The sequence below is a fragment of the Arthrobacter sp. JB02-1C genome (assembly GCF_057748045.1).
Map to the genome: position 1 here is coordinate 142,520 of NZ_CM173235.1, position 16,223 is coordinate 158,742.

Consider the following 16,223-nt stretch of genomic DNA (forward strand, 5'->3'; position numbering starts at 1 on the left):
AAGCGTACAGGGCCGGGCGCGGACCCCAGCCAACCAAGCCGAGGCTTTGGGATTTGCCACTTCCCCCCCTTTGCTGACATGCTGTCGGAAAGATGCCGACACCATGTCAGCATCTTGCTCTGTCCCTCTCTTAACCTAGGACCGCAAATGTTCCTTGCACTCCGCGAACTGATCTTCGCGCGTGGCCGCTTCGGCCTGATGGGCGGTGTCATTGCCCTCATCGCCGTACTGATGGTGATGCTATCCGGCCTGTCCTCGGGCCTCGTCAACGACGGGGTTTCCGGCCTCAAGTCGCTGCCGGTAACCGCTTTCGCCTTCAACCAGGGCACCAAAACTGACAACGCGTTCTCCCGCTCCGTTATCGACGACCAACAGCTCAATGCCTGGCGCGGCGTAGAGGGCGTGGCCGCCGCGGAAAAGATGGGCGTTGGCATGGCCAATGCCACCACGGATTCCGGCAAGCAGATTGACCTCACGCTTTTCGGCGTCCAGCCCGGGTCCTTCCTGGAACCGTCCCGCTCCGGAGGCGCTGCACTCGGAGACTCTGACGGCATTGTCGTGTCTTCGACCGCCAAGGCTGAAGGCGTCGACGTCGGCACGGTCCTGACGCTGGACCGCATTGGCACGAAGCTCAGGATTATTGGCTTCACCGAAGGGCAGTCGACGTTCGGTCACGTCGATGTCGCCTACCTGCCCTTGAAGACCTGGCAGCTGATCGCCTCGGGCCAGGCCGCCCCAGGCGCCCCGGACGCGGCCCAGTTGTCCGCGCTCACGTTTGATACCGCCAGTGTGGTTGCCATCCAGGCGAAGCCTGGCGCCAAGCTGGATCTTTCCGCCGGTGACAGTGCGGCCGGCACGTCCAGCAAATCACTGTCCGCCGCCTTCAATTCATCTCCCGGCTATGAGGCCGAGACCATGACCCTGAGCATGATCCAGGTCTTCCTCTACGCGATCTGCGCCTTGGTGGTCGGCGCCTTCTTTACTGTGTGGACCATTCAACGCAAACACGAAATTTCGGTATTGCGGGCCATCGGGGCCTCGACGGGCTACCTGTTGCGGGACGGGCTGGCCCAGGCCGCCATTTTGCTGGTGGGATTCACCATGCTGGGCGTGGCCGCCGGCCTGGGGCTCGGCGCCGCCATGCCGGACGCCATGCCGTTCTCCCTTGAGGCCGCACCGATCGCCGTTGCCACGGCCCTCACCATTGGTCTGGGCCTCATCGGCGCCGCCGTGGCTGTCCTGCGCATTTCCCAGATCGACCCGCTGAATGCCCTTGGAGGACACCGATGACCAACCCCACAGTCACATCCGCCAACGCAGGCCTCGCCGGCACCCCCCGCACCACCGGCCTGTCCATCCGCCACGCGGTGATGGAGCTCGGCGACGGCGACACCAAGGTGACAGCTTTGGATGACGTCAGCCTCGATGTCGCCCCCGGCGAATTTCTGGCCGTCGTCGGACCGTCCGGTTCCGGGAAATCCTCACTGCTCGCTGTTGCCGGAGCGCTCGCCTCCCCGGATTCCGGAACGGTCAGCATTAACGGCCAGGACCTCTCCCGGTTGAGTCAGGGCCAACGTGCAGCGTTCCGGCTGGCGAACATTGGTTTTGTCTTCCAATCCGGCAACCTTATTCCGGCGCTGACCGCGGCGGACCAACTCCGGCTGGTCAACCGGCTTGCGGGCGGGCCAAAGAATTTCGACCCGGGCGCCCTGCTGGATTCCGTCGGCATGGCCCACCGGGCCGACAACCGCCCCGCCCAGCTCTCGGGCGGTGAACGGCAACGCGTTGGCATCGCGCGGGCGCTTGTCTCCGGGGCGAAACTCCTCCTCGTCGACGAACCGACCGCCTCCCTGGACCGGTCGCGCAGCCGTGAAGTCGTGGAATTGCTCGCCCGTCAAAGCCACAACCACGGCGTCGCGACCATCATGGTTACCCACGACCACGACGTCCTCGCCTACTGTGACCGCGTCGCTGAGATGGTGGATGGGCGCTTGGCGGCGCCGGCCCCGGTCCGCTAGTTTCGGCGGCTCCGAAGACGACGGCGGCGGCCTGCTCAGCGGGCCGCCGCCGCGCGCCGTACCCTTGGTGCGTAGGTAGTCAGCGTCAAAGGATCCCGTCATGCCCAGAATTAGCGCCGCCACCGTCGCGCAGCACCGCGCCGCCCAGGAGCGCGCACTGCTGGACGCTGCCCATGAGCTCCTGCAGGAAACCTCGGAGGCACCCACCATGGCCGACGTGGCGCTGCGGGCTGGCCTCTCGAGGCCCAGCGTCTATCAGTACTTCGACTCCCGCCAGGACCTTCTGCAAGCGCTGGTCCGCGATATTTTCCCGCGCTGGACCGAGCGCGTCACCGGAGCGATGGCGGAAGCCCCCACTGAAGCGGACCGGATCCTGGCCTACGCGACGGCGAACGTGGACCTTGTTGCCGAAGGAGCCCACGCCGTGGGGGCAGCGCTGGCCGCGGTGGCCCCCGGGGCCGAACTCGACGAGCAAGCCACGCGGATGCACCGCCAGCTCCAGGAGCCGCTGGTGGAAACACTCGCCAGACTCGGGATTGACGATCCCAACTCGGTCGCGGAAATGATCAATGCCGTCGTTCACGCCGGCACCCGCATGCTCGAATCAGGTCAAACCCTAAACCAGGTCCATGCCCACCTCAGGACGCTGCTCGGACCTTTCGTCGCAGCACACCAGACCACCGACAATGATTGACTCCGGGGAGACGGGCCACTTAGTTGGCCCTCGCCTCAAGAAACTCGCCGAGGCGCCGCGAACCCCCATGCGCCTAGAATACTGACATGCCTGCACGTCTTCATGAGTTTGCCTGGCCTGACCGGGTCGTCGTTGGCACCATCGGCCTTCCGGGGGCGCGCACGTTCTACCTGCAGGTGCGCGCAGGGACGCAGGTCGTAAGTGTTGCCTTGGAGAAGCAGCAGGCTGCCCTGCTTGCGGAGAAGGTCGACGAAGTTCTCGACCAGCTCATCACCGTAGAGGGAAACCCCTTCAGTATTCCCACGAGCACTCCCCCCGAACTTGTGGACGATGACCAGCTCGACGCCGTTCAGGAGCAGTTCCGCACCGGGGCCATGAGCTTGGGCTGGGACCCAACCACAGCCCAGCTCATTATCGAGGCCCACCCCCTCGACGATGACGATGCTGATGACATTGACGAATCAATTGCTGGCGACGGGACGGGCGAGTCCGAGGTGCTGCTGGTGCGCATGCCGGTCGGTACCGCCCGCGCATTCGCCAAGCGCACGCGTGAGATCGTCGGCGCCGGGCGTCCGACGTGCCCGCTCTGCGGTCATCCCATGGACGCAGACGGACATGTCTGCACCTTTCCCGAGGTCTGATGCAGCAATCGATGCAGGACGGTGTTCCAGCGGCCCCGCCGCCTAGGTGATTTTGGCTGTCCAAAGGTTCCGTTTAAGTCCCAGCTTTGCCAGGGCGCGGGAAATATCACGCCTTACTGATTTTTCAGAGAGCCGGGTAAGTTCGCTGATTTTTTGGTTTGAATAGGTATGCAACGCTAAGCCCAGAGGTCGCTCGGCCGCTCGAACTGACGGGCCATCGCAGACCGTACGTTGCGCAGGTGGGTGCGCATTGCCTCGGCCGCGCCTGCGCCGTCGGCGGCGGCCACGGCCGTGTAGATGGCTTCGTGTTCCACGAGTTCCTGCTCTGCTGCCAGGTGGGCGTGAAGGCCGGGCAGCACGCGGTAGGCACGGGAGGTCTCGTCGAGGCATCGGGCCAGGAACTCGTCAAGCCGGCGGTTTCGGGCGCCACGGCCTAAGGCCCGGTGGAACGAGGAGGCGTGCTCCATACTGACGAGCGGCTCAGTCACGGCCTTCTCGCGCTGCTTGTCTAGGAGCTCCCGCAGCGTGGTTAGCAGGGCGTGGTCTGCATAGGCGGCGGCGCTGGCGCACGCATGCGGCTCGAGGAGCATGCGGAGGTCCAGGACCTCGGCGACGTCGTGTGAGCTCATCGTCACGACAAGGTAGCCCTTCTTAGGGAGCACGGTCAGGAGGCCCTCCGTGGTCAGGAGGCGCAGCGCCTCCCGCACTGGGGTTTTCGAGACGCCGAACTCCTCGGCAAGCTTGGGCTCGACCACCAAGGACCCGGGGGCCAGGTCCCCGGCGAGGATCTGGTGGCGCAGGGCACCGGCGACCCTATCTGTCATCGACTCGGCCACGGTCCTCCCCTCGAAGATTCTTGTGAAGCATATCACTACGTGCTAGAAATATATTTCAGGCATTCCTGTTGTACTTTCGCGTCCCCTACCAAGGAGGAACCATGACTAGCAACACCGTCGTTGCCAACAGTCCCAGTCCCGCTAGGCTCACCCCTGGCGCTCGGCGTGCGCTCTTCGCCGCCACCCTCGGAACGCTCATCGAGTGGTACGACTACGCGCTCTACGGCGCAGCAGCGGGTCTCGTCATCGGGCCACTATTTTTCGCTGGCCCGGATGCATCGCTGGCCGCGTTCGCTACCTTTGCCGTCGGCTTCGTGGCCCGACCTTTGGGCGGGGTGCTGATCGGGCATCTGGGCGACCGCCACGGCCGCCGGCCGGCGATGGTCCTGACCATCCTGCTCATGGGCGCCGCGACGGTGGGCATCGGCCTTCTGCCGACCCCTGCCGCCATCGGGGCTGCTGCCCCGCTCCTTCTTGTCGTGCTGCGCCTCCTACAGGGCCTTGGCGCCGGCGCAGAACTTGCGGGAGCCATGACGCTCGTAGCCGAGTTCGCCCCCGTCAAGCGGCGCGGCTTCTTCACCGCCATCGTGCTGGCGACGCCGCCCGCCGGCATAGCCCTCGCGACGGTCGCTTTCCTCTGGGCCTCCTCCGCCGGCGACGCCGCGCTGCTCGACTGGGCATGGCGCATCCCGTTCCTCGCCTCCGCCGTCCTGTTCTTCGTGGCCCTGTTCATCCGCTCCAAACTGGAGGAGACGCCTGAATACCGCCAGGCGAGCGAGCACGCCAACGAGGCCCGCAAGCGCAAGCTGCCGGTGGTCGAGCTCCTGCGCAAGGACCCAATTTCTGTCCTGATCGGATTCTTTTCCATCACCGGCCACAATGCGTTGAATTACATCATGGCAGTGTTCGCGATCGGGTTTATGGCCTCTCCCGGCGTGGGGATGAGCCGCCCTGACGCGCTGCTCGCCGTCACCATTGGGTCCCTCGCGGGCGTCGTGGCGACGCCCGTGGGCGGCTGGGCTGCCGACCGCTTCGGAGCTGGCCGTGTACTCGCGATCGGCTCCGCGGCCGGTGCGCTGTTTGCGTTCCCGCTGTTCGCGGCCCTGACGAGCGGATCGGTCGCGGTGGCGACGGCCACTATCGCAGTGGGGTACGGCGTCGTGATCGCCATGACGAGTGGCGCCCAAGGCGCGTTCCTGACAAATCTGTTCCCGCCCGAGCGGCGCTTCTCCGGCGTGGGGCTCGCACGCGAGCTCAACGGTGCGATTGTTGCGGGCCTGAGCCCCCTCATTGCAGGTGCCCTTATCGTGGCCGCCCAGGGCAGCACGTGGTCGGCGGCGCTTTTCCTTGCCACATGCTGTGCATCCTCGGTCATCGCCGTGCTGCTGGCCCGGGGACGTGGCACCACCGCTGCCTGATTTCCACACAACCCTGGAGGTACCACCATGAAGCGCCAATTCCCCCGAGTGAGTGAACTTCATCCGCTGTTGAAGTTCGACCTGCCGACCCTGGATCGCCGGGCCGCACGCCTCGCCCACGCCGCAGATGTATGGGACCTTCGCTCGATCGCGAAGCGCCGTACGCCCACACCCGCTTTCGATTACGTGGACGGCGCCGCCCAGCGTGAGCTCACGGCCAGCCGGACCCGTGAGGCGTTTGACGCCGTCGAACTTCTCCCCCGCATCCTGCACGGGACCGAGAAGGTGGACCTCACGACCTCGATCGCCGGCGGGTCTTCGTCGTTGCCGTTCGGGATTGCGCCGACCGGGTTCACGCGGTTCATGCACGCCGAAGGCGAGGACGGGGGCGCAACCGCTGCCGCCGCGGCGGGCGTCCCGTTCTCACTGTCCACCATGGGCACGCGCTCGATCGAGCAGGTTGCTGAAGTCGCACCCGAGGGCCGGCGCTGGTTCCAGCTGTATCTTTGGAAGGACCGGCAGAAGTCGCTCGATCTGCTGTGCCGCGCCGAGGCCTCGGGCTTCGACACCCTGCTCGTCACAGTGGATACACCTGTCGCTGGACAGCGCCTCCGGGATGCGCGCAATGGTATGGCGATACCGCCCAAGCTCACGCTCAAGACCGTCCTCGATGCGTCGTACCGGCCAGAGTGGTGGTTCAACTTCCTCACCACCGAGCCGCTCACGTTCGCGTCGCTGTCCGGGGCGAGCCAAGACCTGCCGACGCTCATTAACTCGATGTTCGATCCGACGCTCTCGATTGAAGATCTCGAATGGATCCGGTCCGTTTGGAACGGGAAGCTGTTTGTCAAGGGCGTGCTGACGGCCGAGGACACCCGCCGTGCGCTCGATGCCGGGGCAGACGGCCTCATCGTCTCGAACCACGGCGGGCGGCAGCTCGACCGCGCGCCGGTCTCGCTCCGCGCGCTGCCCGAGGTGCGGGCCGAAGCCGGGGACAAGGTGGAGATCATCCTCGATTCGGGCATCATGTCCGGGGCGGACGTCGTCGCGGCGCTTTGCGCCGGCGCCGACTTCACTCTCATCGGGCGGGCCTACCTTTACGGCCTCATGGCCGGCGGGCGCCAGGGCGTCACCCGGGTGATCGAACTGCTCGCGAAGGAAATTGAGGTGACCATGCAGCTCATCGGTGCCGCAGCGATCAAGGACCTGGGACCGCATCTGCTGCGCACACAGCCCGAGCGAGGGCATGTCCCCTAAAAGGAGCCCAGGGCCGACTGAGAGACTGGCGGGGTGAGTCGTGCCGCCCCCATAGTGCACAGCGGCCGGTCCAAGCGAACGCGTCGCAACAGGCGAGCCGATGCCCCGACGGCGGGCATCGGCGGCCGGGTGCGGAAATCCCACCATTCCAATAACCCAAGGACCACTCAATGACCACCGTTTCCGCTGCCGTCGCCCACGCCGTCGCCGTCCACACCGCCGAAGTCTTCGCCCTGATGGGCAACGGCAACGCCCATTTCACTGATGCCCTCGCCCGGCAGGGCCGGGTCCGGATCACAGGCCTGCGCCACGAGGCGGGAACCGTCGCCTCCGCCGATGCCTACCACCGCATCAGCCGCAACATCGCGGTCGCCACCACCACCTACGGCCCGGGCTATACCAACGCACTAACCCCGCTGGCCGAGGCCGCCATGGCCCGCACCCCCTCGTCTTCGTGGTTGGCGGCGAGCCGACCCCCGGACCCAGAGCGTGGGACATCGATCAGGCGGCAATGGCTGAAGCCGTCGGCGCGCAAACGCTGACGGTCGACGCGAAAACCCCGCGGGCCACCACGCGCCGGGCCTTCGAAACAGCCACCACAGAGCGCCTCCCGGTGGTCCTCTTTATCCCCTACGACGTCGCCGCCGCGGACGCCACGACGAAGAAATTCCTTGGGAGCACTCACCACTGCCTGAACCTGCCGTCGTCCCCGTGGACGGCCAAGCTGCCACCGAGGCCGCCGACCTCCTCGCCACCGCCTGCCGCCCCCTCGTCCTCGTCGGCAGAGGCGCCCGAAACGCCGCCGCACAGCTTGCAGAGCTGGCCGACCGGATCGGCGCCCTGACCACCAGTTCCGCACCGGCCCGCGGAACCTTCTCCGGCCGGGAATGGGACCTGGGTGTCTGCGGAGGGTTCGCCTCAGAAGACAGCTCCAAACTCATCCGACAGGCCGACGTCGTCCTGGCCGTAGGCGTGGGACTGAACCAGTTCACTATCGCATTCGACGCTCAGTTCTCCCCCAATGCCACCCTTATCCAGATTGACATCGAACCATCCCCAACAAACCCCCGCGTGAACCGGTTCATCCACGGCGATGCGCACACCGTCGCCACACCTCTTCTCGACATCCTTCCGCCAACTCCCAGTGCCCGGGAACGATGGGACGGTATGGCCGCCGAAGCGCGCGACTCCCGGCTGACGTACAGCCGCGATGTCGGCCTGAGCCCGGCGGCAGACGGACGGCTCGATCCCCGCACGGCCATCTCCCGGCTCAACAGAATCCTTCCGGTCAACCGGCAGGTCGTGACCGACGGCGGGCACTTCCTCGGCTGGCCCAACTACTACTTCGAACTGCCCGCCCCGGACAGCCTCACCATGGTCGGAACACACTTTCAGCACGGAGAGGCAGATCTTGGGGTCTGGCCAACGCCGGGGATGCGATGGACCGCCGCCCGAAAGGGACCCGGCATCCGCGCGTTTGGTTTTGCCAGGGTAATCGTGTCGAGTCAGAAGTGGGAAGAAAGGGTGGCCAGGACAAGCGGGCCCCCGAGGAGAAGGGCCAGGAGCCATCCCGCGCGGCGGCGGCGCGCGCCGTCCACGAGAGATCGCAGCCTGGCGAATTCGTGCTGGAGGAACGCAGGGTCCACCACGGCCGGCGGATTCCGGTGCCACGTCCCGGGGCGTATGGCTGTAGCCCTAATCGCTGCTATCTGTCCGGGCGTCAGTAAGGGTGGGCGGTCTTTGAGCCACCGCAGGAGCTGCCGGTCCGTGACCACAGCAACGTCGGAGGGTCTCTCCTTGACCGTCATGATCTTCGGGGCAACGACGACTACAACACCGGTGACCGCAACTGTGGCATTCAGACCGCGGGTGAGGAGTTTCTCTGCGCGGGCGGCTTCGTGGCTGGCGTTGTAGAGGTGGCGCTGTTTCTTGCCCGACACCATCAGGGTCCGGCCTGCAACCCAAACGGATTGCCCGGCGTGGTTCTTGGTGTTGAGGGTGAATACGCCGGCCGGACCTATCAGCACGTGGTCAATATCGGATGTACCCGTGCCGACCGGCACGGCGTGCAGGACTGTCCAGTCTGGACCTAACCGTTCAAGGATCTGCCCGACGGCTAGCTCCCCGAGAGCTCCCTTGTACCAGGGATAATTGTCCGGAGTCAGCGGGTCGGCACCGAAAAAACGACTCAGCAACGAGCGTGGAGGCAGGCCCTTCCGATCGGCCAGGAGCTTCTCGATCACGGATTGCCCGGCAACGCGGCCATTCACCCCGACGCGCCTAACGGTGTAATCTCTGCCTGACCCAGATCGCTGCGACGCAAATTCAGACGTCATGGGGCTCCCTTATCCCAGATGTACTAAGGCCCGACGGCCCAGCTGCAACGAACCCTAGTCGAATCTGGGAAGGACGAGGGTGTCTAGGAAAAACAATGCGCTAAACTTTCGGGGCGAGGGACTCGGTAGTCTATTCCAACCGGATCGTGGGCTACTCCCTCGATTCCCGGATGAAAGGGTCCCTGGCTGTCTCGGCCCTCCACAACGCGATAGCACTCAGGGAGCCGGCAGGAACCGTGGTGCCCAGCGACCGCGGATCCCAATTCCGCTCCAATGCCTTCGTGCGGACGCTGAAGGGCAACGGGCTGAAAGGATCGATGGGACGGGTCGGCGCGTGCGCCGATAACGCCGCGATGGATTCGTTTTTCTCGCTCCTGCAGAAGAACGTGCTGGACAGCCAGCGATGGTCCACGCGGGCCGATCTTCGTCTGGCCATCGTGACCTGGATCGAGAAAACCTACCACCGGAAACACCGCCAGCGGCGCCTCGGTCGGCTCACCCTCGTCGAGTTTGAGACAATCAATACCGGCCTCAAAGCCGCCTAACAACACTCAACCCCGAGAGTCAACGAAATCCGGGGCAGTCCCATTTGCCGCAAAACTGCCGGGTGCAGGTGCCTAGACCGCAACGAGCGCGCAGTCCGTGGCTTGGGAGCTTCTTGGTACTGCGGGATGCCTGCGACATCCACGGCGCCAGTTCGCAAAAGCGATGGCGGCCAAGGACGCGTGTTCTTAGCGGCCGTCGCAGCAGGTTTCAGGGAGGTCGGGACCTACACATTGAAGCGAAACTCCACCACGTTCCGTAGCCGAACAACCTCTGCGCCATCGTGAACGGCTGCGTTCTGTACTACGTTCCGCGACCGTAAGAGCCGAGCTTCTCGACCGCGTAGTCGAGCAGGGCCGCGGCCCGCGACGTAAGAGTCATGTCCTCGGGCCAGAGGGGTGCCCGGCCGGCCGTTCTCGCACCATTGACGCCGCGCACCCCTTCGTTCGTTGCCGGGCTGGCTGGTCTCATGGTCCGCTGTTGCAGCGATTGCTGAAACCCCGACTTTCCCAGCGTCATCCGTTGGATCTCTTCAAGCGGACGTCTTGGAGCCTACCTGTGTTGTCCTGCGGAGGTCACCGCGGTGAGGGCAGTGAGGGCGCTCGTGTCCACATTCTCCGACGGACCCTGCAGGTAGCGCGCCAGGCTGTCATCCATGGCATTGATCCAACGAGTGTGGTGCCGCGCAGCCATCGTGCCTGTCATCACCGAGCGGTGCACATTGTCCCGGTAGCCGAGGATATCGTCCTGCTTGTCACGCATCCACTGCTTGAACAGCGCGGAAACAGTGTCCAGATCGAACTCCGGGTAGTCCGTCAGCGCGATGAGTTCGCGCAGATAGTCCGTCTGATAATCCGCCTCAGCATCGTGAGTCGCCAGGGCGTCCTGCCGCTCCAGCCAGACCGCGATGTCAGCCGCGCGCTCCTCAGCGTCAGGCAACTCAATACGGCCACACATCACATCGCGTGCCAACCACGCCTGCGCGTCGAACATGTTGAACGTGTAGTACTGGTCCTGAGCGCCGAGGTAAAACAAGTTGGTGTTGTCCTGCCACACCACACCCTTGTAAAGACCGCCCGGGTAGAGCACGTTGCGCGACTTCAGCGACAGCTCACTCGGCAGGAACGGGTACTTGTGCTGGTAACCAGTACAGAGGACCACGGCGTCGAAGTCGCCGGTAGTGCCGTCGCTGAAATGCGCCGTGCTGCCCTCGAAACGTGTCACCAGGGGGCGTTCCACCGTGTTCTCGGGCCAGTCAAAGCCCATCGGCGCGCTCCGGTAACTGAACGTCACGGACTTCGCGCCCATTTTGTGGGTCTGCATGCCGATGTCCTCGGCGGAGTAGCTGCTGCCGATCAGCAGGATGTTCTGGCCAGCGAAACGTTCAGCGCCGCGGAAATCGTGCGCGTGCAGCACCTCGCCGGGAAAGCTGCCAATGCCCTCGAACTCGGGGACGTTCGGGAAGGAGAAATGCCCGGTGGAGACCACAAGCTTGTCGAAGACGTGACTCTCGGTAGCCTCGGCGGCCAGATCCTCGACGGTTACGGTGAATTCCTGCGCCTGTGCGTCATAAGAAACCCACCGAGCCACCGTGTTGAACCGGACATACTTGCGCACATCGGACTTATCCACCCGGCCCTTAATGTAATCGAAGAGGACCTCACGAGGGGGATAAGACGAGATCGCACGGCCGAAATGCTCATCAAAGGTATAGTCCGCGAACTCCAGGCATTCCTTCGGGCCGTTCGACCACAGGTGCCGATACATGCTGCTGTGGACGGGCTCGCTGAAGGCATCCAGACCGATCCGCCAGGTGTTGTTCCACTGGCCGCCCCAGTCGTCCTGCTTTTCGAAGCACATGATCTCAGGAATGCTGGCTCCGGCCTGCCGTGCCGATTCAAACGCCCGCAGCTGCGCCATACCGCTGGGCCCAGCCCCGATGATTCCGACTCGCAATGCCATGCCTATCTCCTTGTTCGTTGGATCTTCTCCATCAGAATCGACGCTCGGAGGGAAGAGGGTGGCCGTAAGGCACACGTGCCGTACCGCAGAAGGCGCAAGGCGCACGGCCGCGAACGGCCTCTTCAATGACACTGCCAGCGCGCCTGCGCGCCGGGCCCCGATAATCAATCCCTGCCAGCCTGTGCCTGCAGTGGGAGAAAGGGCGACGGTTTTCTGCTACTAGGAGGAAAACGGTCCTGAATGACTGTCCCGAGCGGTCCGCCTGCGATCCAGTAAGCTCGGCGGTCCCCTTTCATTATGCTCATCCGGGCTGTGGATAAGTCAAAAGGGGGAGTGCAGAACCACGTGGTCATCCACGGCGTTGTGCAGGTAGGCGTAGCCTGGGCGGCGACTGGCTTCGGTCCCTGTTTCAATGTCGAACGTGGATATGTCGCCGGGCTTCTCGTGTTCGCAGCGTCGGATCACCCGTCCCTTGGCACGGTCCAGCCAGGAGAACTTACTCCAGACAAGCCCCTCTCCACCGCGGAGGTTCTTTTTTGTCACCTATCCACGCCGTCTGTCACTAACGTCCGCGGTTAATTCGGCTAGGCTTTGCAGCTTTCCCGGCACAGGTTGTGCGCGTTTGCCAACCGGTTATCCTGTGTCGATGAATGAACGCCAACACGACCAGGACGGACAGGGCGCAGACGGTGACCAGACGTTGAAGCGGAACTCCACCACGTTCCGTTAGGGAATAACCTCTTGGGGTTTGACGGGCTCATGGAACGCCGTCATGACCACATCCAGCGTGGACCCGTTGCTGCGGAACCGTTGTCAACCGATCATGTAGGCGAATCCGCGCCCGTCCGAGGCCACCGAGCGGACGAAGCCTCTGGCTCTATGCAGGAACGCGGTGGCATAGGCCGACTCGGACTCCAACAACCGACCAGACGAGTAGGACCCGCTTAGGCTGGCCTTGATGTCGTGGTCGTTGGTCGTCTCAAGATCCCGGGCGATCAGCGCGACCTCGTGAGGCGGAAGTGCGCGCACCCAGGGGCGCCATGTGAAACCATCGTCGGCGTAGGTCACCTGCCCTTCGAACATTCGGTAGGCCGCTCTGGCTGCCGCATCCGAAGAGCGCGGAGCCGTGAGCCGCTGCAGGTACGGCCACGCCTTGTCGAGGTAGAGGAGGTCGCGCTCCGGCAGGGACTGCCGGAAGTTTGTGACGCCTTGCGTGAAGCCAGGTTCGAGGCCACACGCGTCAGCGAGCGGGTCGGAGCCGATCACGGTGAGGGGGTCAGCAAGTGCCTTCTCGGTCTGGTCGCTCTCAAACGCGTATGCGTAGTATCTGATTCCCATACGACGATTTTGAGCGGACAGCATGCTTCCCAGCCCAGAATCCTGCCACATGTGGATAACTTGGGGCCACGGATCAACGGTCGCCAGACATTGAGCCGCGAGGCATCGAAGAGGAGGTGCCACCGGATGCGTCGCCGGACCGGGCCTCCGGCATAGGTGGTTCCGTCGCAGCCGCAGTTTGCAGCCACTTCCCGCGGACCTGCCCCCTCGCGCCCCTCCCCGGCGGACACGCATGCCCATTGGCCGCCTCGATCCACTGGGCATGCCCATACCCAGCACCCTTCATCTGGGATATGTCCACTCGTGAGCCGTTCAAGAGGACATGCACGCTCTTATTCTCTTTGCGGGTGGGACATGCTCGTTTGTCGACGATGCCCGCTGGACATCTAGACATTCTGTCTCGTCCTGTCCTCCAAAGGAGGACATGTCCAATCATCGCGAGGCGGAGCCAGCCCTCAGGCATGGACACGTTCCGTCCGGGCCTGACTGGAAAGCGTCCCTTCGACAACGCCGCCACGCGTCCCGTCCAGCAGGGTCAGAGAGATGAAGGCTTAGGAACGTCGGTGAATGACGTGCCGTTACAGATTGCTTGACCGGCGACTCCCAGCCCCGTTCGCCACATGATCCCAAGAGGCCGCCCGGTACTCGAACGTACCGGGCGGCCTCTGAACAGAATGAGCGTCAGGAACTAGACGTTGAAGCGGAACTCCACCACGTCGCCGTCGGCCATGACGTATTCCTTGCCCTCGATCCGGACCTTGCCGCGGGCCTTCGCCTCGGCCATCGACCCGGCGTCGATGAGGTCGTCGAAAGAGACAACCTCCGCCTTGATGAAGCCGCGCTGGAAGTCCGAGTGGATCACGCCGGCCGCCTGGGGCGCCGTGTCACCCTGGCGGATGGTCCAGGCGCGGGTTTCCTTGGGGCCGGCCGTGAGATAGGTCTGCAGCCCCAGCGTGTGGAACCCGACGCGGGCCAGCTGGTCCAGACCGGACTCGTCCTGGCCGTTCATCTCCAGCATCTCGCGCGCCTCTTCCTCATCCAGCTCCACGAGGTCGGCCTCCAGCTTGGCGTCAAGGAAGATGCAGTCGGCGGGAGCCACCAAGGCACGCAGCTCGTCCTGCTTCTCTGGACTGCCAAGGATGCCCTCATCCGCGTTGAAGACGTAGATGAAGGGCTTGGCCGTAAGCAGGCCGAGTTCCTTCAGGTGCTCCATCTCGAGCTTGTCGCTCTTGATTGAGGAGAAGATCGTGTCACCGCGTTCCAACACCGCCTGCGCAGCCTTGACGGCGGCCAGTTCGCCGGCCTCACGCTTTTTGATCTTGACTTCTTTTTCGATCCGCGGGACGGCCTTCTCGATGGTCTGCAGATCGGCCAGGATCAGTTCGGTGTTGATGGTCTCCATGTCGGACTGCGGGTCGACCTTGCCGTCAACGTGGATGACGTCGGGGTCGTCGAACACGCGGACGACCTGCGCAATCGCTTCGGCCTCGCGGATGTTCGCGAGGAACTGGTTGCCCAGGCCTTCACCCTCGGAGGCGCCCTTCACGATGCCGGCGATATCCACAAAGGACACCGGGGCGGGGAGCAGACGCTGGGAACCGAAGATGGCGGCCAGTTTCTCCAGCCGCGGGTCCGGCAGGTTCACGACGCCGACATTGGGTTCGATGGTGGCGAACGGATAGTTCGCCGCCAGCACCTGGTTCCGGGTCAGGGCGTTGAAAAGAGTTGATTTGCCGACGTTGGGCAGTCCGACGATGCCGATAGTAAGAGCCACGAGTATAGATTCTACCGGTAAACCGGTCCGGTCCGCCCACGGCGCCGTCCCGCCCCCGCCGCCGAACAGGCAGTTGGCGCACAAGCCGGTGAGCCCCTCGCGGAAAGTGTCAGTGCCCCGTGCCAGAGTGAATCCATGGACGCTTTCGGATTCATTCTTGCCCTGCTCATGCTGCTGATCGGGGCCGTTGCCGGCGCCGCCTTCACCTTCATCGTCTCCAGGCGCCGGGCGGCGGCCCTGGAGGAGGACTTCGACGGCGTCTCCGCGCGGCTCTCCGACGTCAGCGCCCAGTTCGCCGCGGCCGACGCCGAACGCCGCCTGCTCGCCGCACAGAACCGCGAGCTTGGAGACGCAAGAACTCAGGACGCCAGCGTCCTGCGCGCACTGGCACCCGTGGCGGAGAAGCTGACCTCGGTACAGCAGCAGGTCGCACTGCTGGAACGGGACCGGCTGGAGCAGTACGGCCAGCTCGCGCAGCAGCTGCAGGAGGCCCGGCTCTCCGACGAGCAGCTGCTGAGGTCCACGCACGCGCTCGAGTCCGCCCTGCGCTCCAACAGCGCCCGCGGCCAGTGGGGAGAAGTGCAGCTGCGCCGTGTGGTGGAGGCGGCCGGCATGCTCCGGCACGTGGACTTCCACGAGCAGCTGCACAGCCCCGGTTCGGAGAACACCGTCCGGCCCGACCTGGTGGTGCAGCTCCCGGGCGGTAAGCAGCTGGTGGTCGACGCCAAGGTTCCGTTGACCGCGTACCTCGAGGCGCAGGAGCTTGGCATGTCCGGCGGCGGCGCTGCCGGCCGGGGCACCCCGAACAGCCAGCAGTCACTGCTCGCAGGCCACGCCAAAGCCTTGAAGGCTCATGTCGATGCACTGAGCAACAAGAAGTACTGGGACATTCCCGGCAACGCCCCGGAGCTCGTGATCTGCTTCCTGCCGGCAGAGTCCATCCTGGCAGCCGCGCTCACGGCGGACCCGGCCCTGCTGGACTACGCGCTGTCCCGCAACGTGGTTTTGGCTTCGCCCGGAACGCTCTTGGCGGTCCTCAAGTCTGTGGCGTTCACCTGGCGGCAGGACGTCCTGACCGACAGTGCGCGGGAGCTCTTCGAACTGGCGCAGCAGCTCTACGAGCGGATGGGGACTCTCGGCGAGAACGTCACAAAGCTGGGCTCGTCGCTGAAGACCTCGGTGGACCGGTACAACTCGCTGGTCGGCACCCTGGAGGCCCGGGTGCTCCCGACAGCCCGGAAGCTCAACGCCCTGGACGCCACCGGCCTGGCGGCGCCCGCCGCCGTGGAAGTGACGCCACGCTCGGTGGCGGCTCCGGAACTGCAGCCAGGCAACGGTTCCCCACTCGGCGGCGAAGGATCCGCCGAAGACTCAGCAGCCCAAGAAGAGTCAGCAGCGTAGTGGGG

At 64.7% G+C, this 16,223-nt stretch carries 14 protein-coding genes and 3 pseudogenes; 10 read left to right on the plus strand and 7 right to left on the minus strand.

Annotated features, from left to right (window positions below):
• The first annotated feature begins 147 nt into the window (after positions 1-147).
• The 4 genes from AC3ANP_RS00640 to AC3ANP_RS00655 all read left to right on the plus strand — a co-directional run bounded on the left by AC3ANP_RS00640 (position 148) and on the right by AC3ANP_RS00655 (position 3,353).
• Positions 148-1,290 carry an ABC transporter permease gene (locus AC3ANP_RS00640; protein WP_488331467.1) on the plus strand — a complete coding sequence of 381 codons (1,143 nt, stop codon included), beginning with the start codon at positions 148-150 and terminating at the stop codon, positions 1,288-1,290.
• Complete coding sequence (locus AC3ANP_RS00645) at positions 1,287-2,018, plus strand: ABC transporter ATP-binding protein (protein ID WP_488331468.1); 732 nt, start codon at positions 1,287-1,289, stop codon at positions 2,016-2,018. Before AC3ANP_RS00640 ends, AC3ANP_RS00645 begins: the two co-directional genes overlap by 4 nt.
• Before the next feature lie 100 nt (positions 2,019-2,118).
• Positions 2,119-2,712 carry a TetR/AcrR family transcriptional regulator gene (locus AC3ANP_RS00650; protein ID WP_488331469.1) on the plus strand — a complete coding sequence of 198 codons (594 nt, stop codon included), beginning with the start codon at positions 2,119-2,121 and terminating at the stop codon, positions 2,710-2,712.
• 86 nt (positions 2,713-2,798) lie between these two features.
• The gene (locus AC3ANP_RS00655) at positions 2,799-3,353 is read left to right on the plus strand and encodes a DUF3090 family protein (protein WP_488331470.1); all 555 of its coding nucleotides are present in this window, start codon (positions 2,799-2,801) and stop codon (positions 3,351-3,353) included.
• A gap of 176 nt (positions 3,354-3,529) precedes the next feature.
• Here AC3ANP_RS00655 and AC3ANP_RS00660 read toward each other — a convergent pair whose 3' ends face one another.
• Complete coding sequence (locus AC3ANP_RS00660) at positions 3,530-4,177, minus strand: GntR family transcriptional regulator (protein ID WP_488331471.1); 648 nt, start codon at positions 4,175-4,177, stop codon at positions 3,530-3,532.
• Between the two features lie 113 nt (positions 4,178-4,290).
• On the opposite strand from AC3ANP_RS00660, the gene AC3ANP_RS00665 reads away from it, so the two are divergent.
• The 4 genes and pseudogenes from AC3ANP_RS00665 to AC3ANP_RS00680 all read left to right on the plus strand — a co-directional run.
• Positions 4,291-5,607, plus strand: coding sequence for an MFS transporter (locus tag AC3ANP_RS00665; RefSeq protein WP_488331472.1), 1,317 nt, complete (start codon positions 4,291-4,293; stop codon positions 5,605-5,607).
• A gap of 27 nt (positions 5,608-5,634) precedes the next feature.
• The gene (locus AC3ANP_RS00670; protein ID WP_488331473.1) at positions 5,635-6,864 is read left to right on the plus strand and encodes an alpha-hydroxy acid oxidase; all 1,230 of its coding nucleotides are present in this window, start codon (positions 5,635-5,637) and stop codon (positions 6,862-6,864) included.
• A gap of 170 nt (positions 6,865-7,034) precedes the next feature.
• The gene (locus AC3ANP_RS00675) at positions 7,035-7,406 is read left to right on the plus strand and encodes a thiamine pyrophosphate-binding protein (protein WP_488331474.1); all 372 of its coding nucleotides are present in this window, start codon (positions 7,035-7,037) and stop codon (positions 7,404-7,406) included.
• A gap of 169 nt (positions 7,407-7,575) precedes the next feature.
• Positions 7,576-7,914: pseudogene (locus AC3ANP_RS00680) on the plus strand (thiamine pyrophosphate-binding protein); the annotation flags it as partial.
• A 455-nt stretch (positions 7,915-8,369) separates the two neighbouring features.
• On the opposite strand, the gene AC3ANP_RS00685 reads toward AC3ANP_RS00680, so the two are convergent.
• Complete coding sequence (locus AC3ANP_RS00685) at positions 8,370-9,107, minus strand: nuclease-related domain-containing protein (protein ID WP_488331475.1); 738 nt, start codon at positions 9,105-9,107, stop codon at positions 8,370-8,372.
• 221 nt (positions 9,108-9,328) lie between these two features.
• Between AC3ANP_RS00685 and AC3ANP_RS00690 the strand changes: the two are divergent.
• Positions 9,329-9,745 (plus strand): annotated as a pseudogene (locus tag AC3ANP_RS00690) (DDE-type integrase/transposase/recombinase); the annotation flags it as partial.
• 301 nt (positions 9,746-10,046) lie between these two features.
• On the opposite strand, the gene AC3ANP_RS00695 reads toward AC3ANP_RS00690, so the two are convergent.
• The 5 genes and pseudogenes from AC3ANP_RS00695 to ychF all read right to left on the minus strand — a co-directional run bounded on the left by AC3ANP_RS00695 (position 10,047) and on the right by ychF (position 14,817).
• Entirely contained in the window at positions 10,047-10,214 is a 168-nt protein-coding gene (locus tag AC3ANP_RS00695; protein ID WP_488331476.1) for a hypothetical protein, read from the minus strand.
• Positions 10,215-10,295: 81 nt separating this feature from the next.
• Complete coding sequence (locus tag AC3ANP_RS00700) at positions 10,296-11,705, minus strand: trimethylamine monooxygenase (protein ID WP_488331477.1); 1,410 nt, start codon at positions 11,703-11,705, stop codon at positions 10,296-10,298.
• Positions 11,706-12,050: 345 nt separating this feature from the next.
• Positions 12,051-12,206: pseudogene (locus tag AC3ANP_RS00705) on the minus strand (IS481 family transposase); the annotation flags it as partial.
• 312 nt (positions 12,207-12,518) lie between these two features.
• Complete coding sequence (locus AC3ANP_RS00710; RefSeq protein ID WP_488331478.1) at positions 12,519-13,043, minus strand: hypothetical protein; 525 nt, start codon at positions 13,041-13,043, stop codon at positions 12,519-12,521.
• A 688-nt stretch (positions 13,044-13,731) separates the two neighbouring features.
• Positions 13,732-14,817 carry a redox-regulated ATPase YchF gene (ychF, locus tag AC3ANP_RS00715; RefSeq protein WP_488331479.1) on the minus strand — a complete coding sequence of 362 codons (1,086 nt, stop codon included), beginning with the start codon at positions 14,815-14,817 and terminating at the stop codon, positions 13,732-13,734.
• A gap of 135 nt (positions 14,818-14,952) precedes the next feature.
• Between ychF and AC3ANP_RS00720 the strand changes: the two genes are divergently transcribed.
• Positions 14,953-16,218: a DNA recombination protein RmuC gene (locus AC3ANP_RS00720; protein ID WP_488331480.1), complete on the plus strand. Its 1,266-nt coding sequence runs from the start codon at positions 14,953-14,955 to the stop codon at positions 16,216-16,218.
• Positions 16,219-16,223 lie beyond the last annotated feature (5 nt).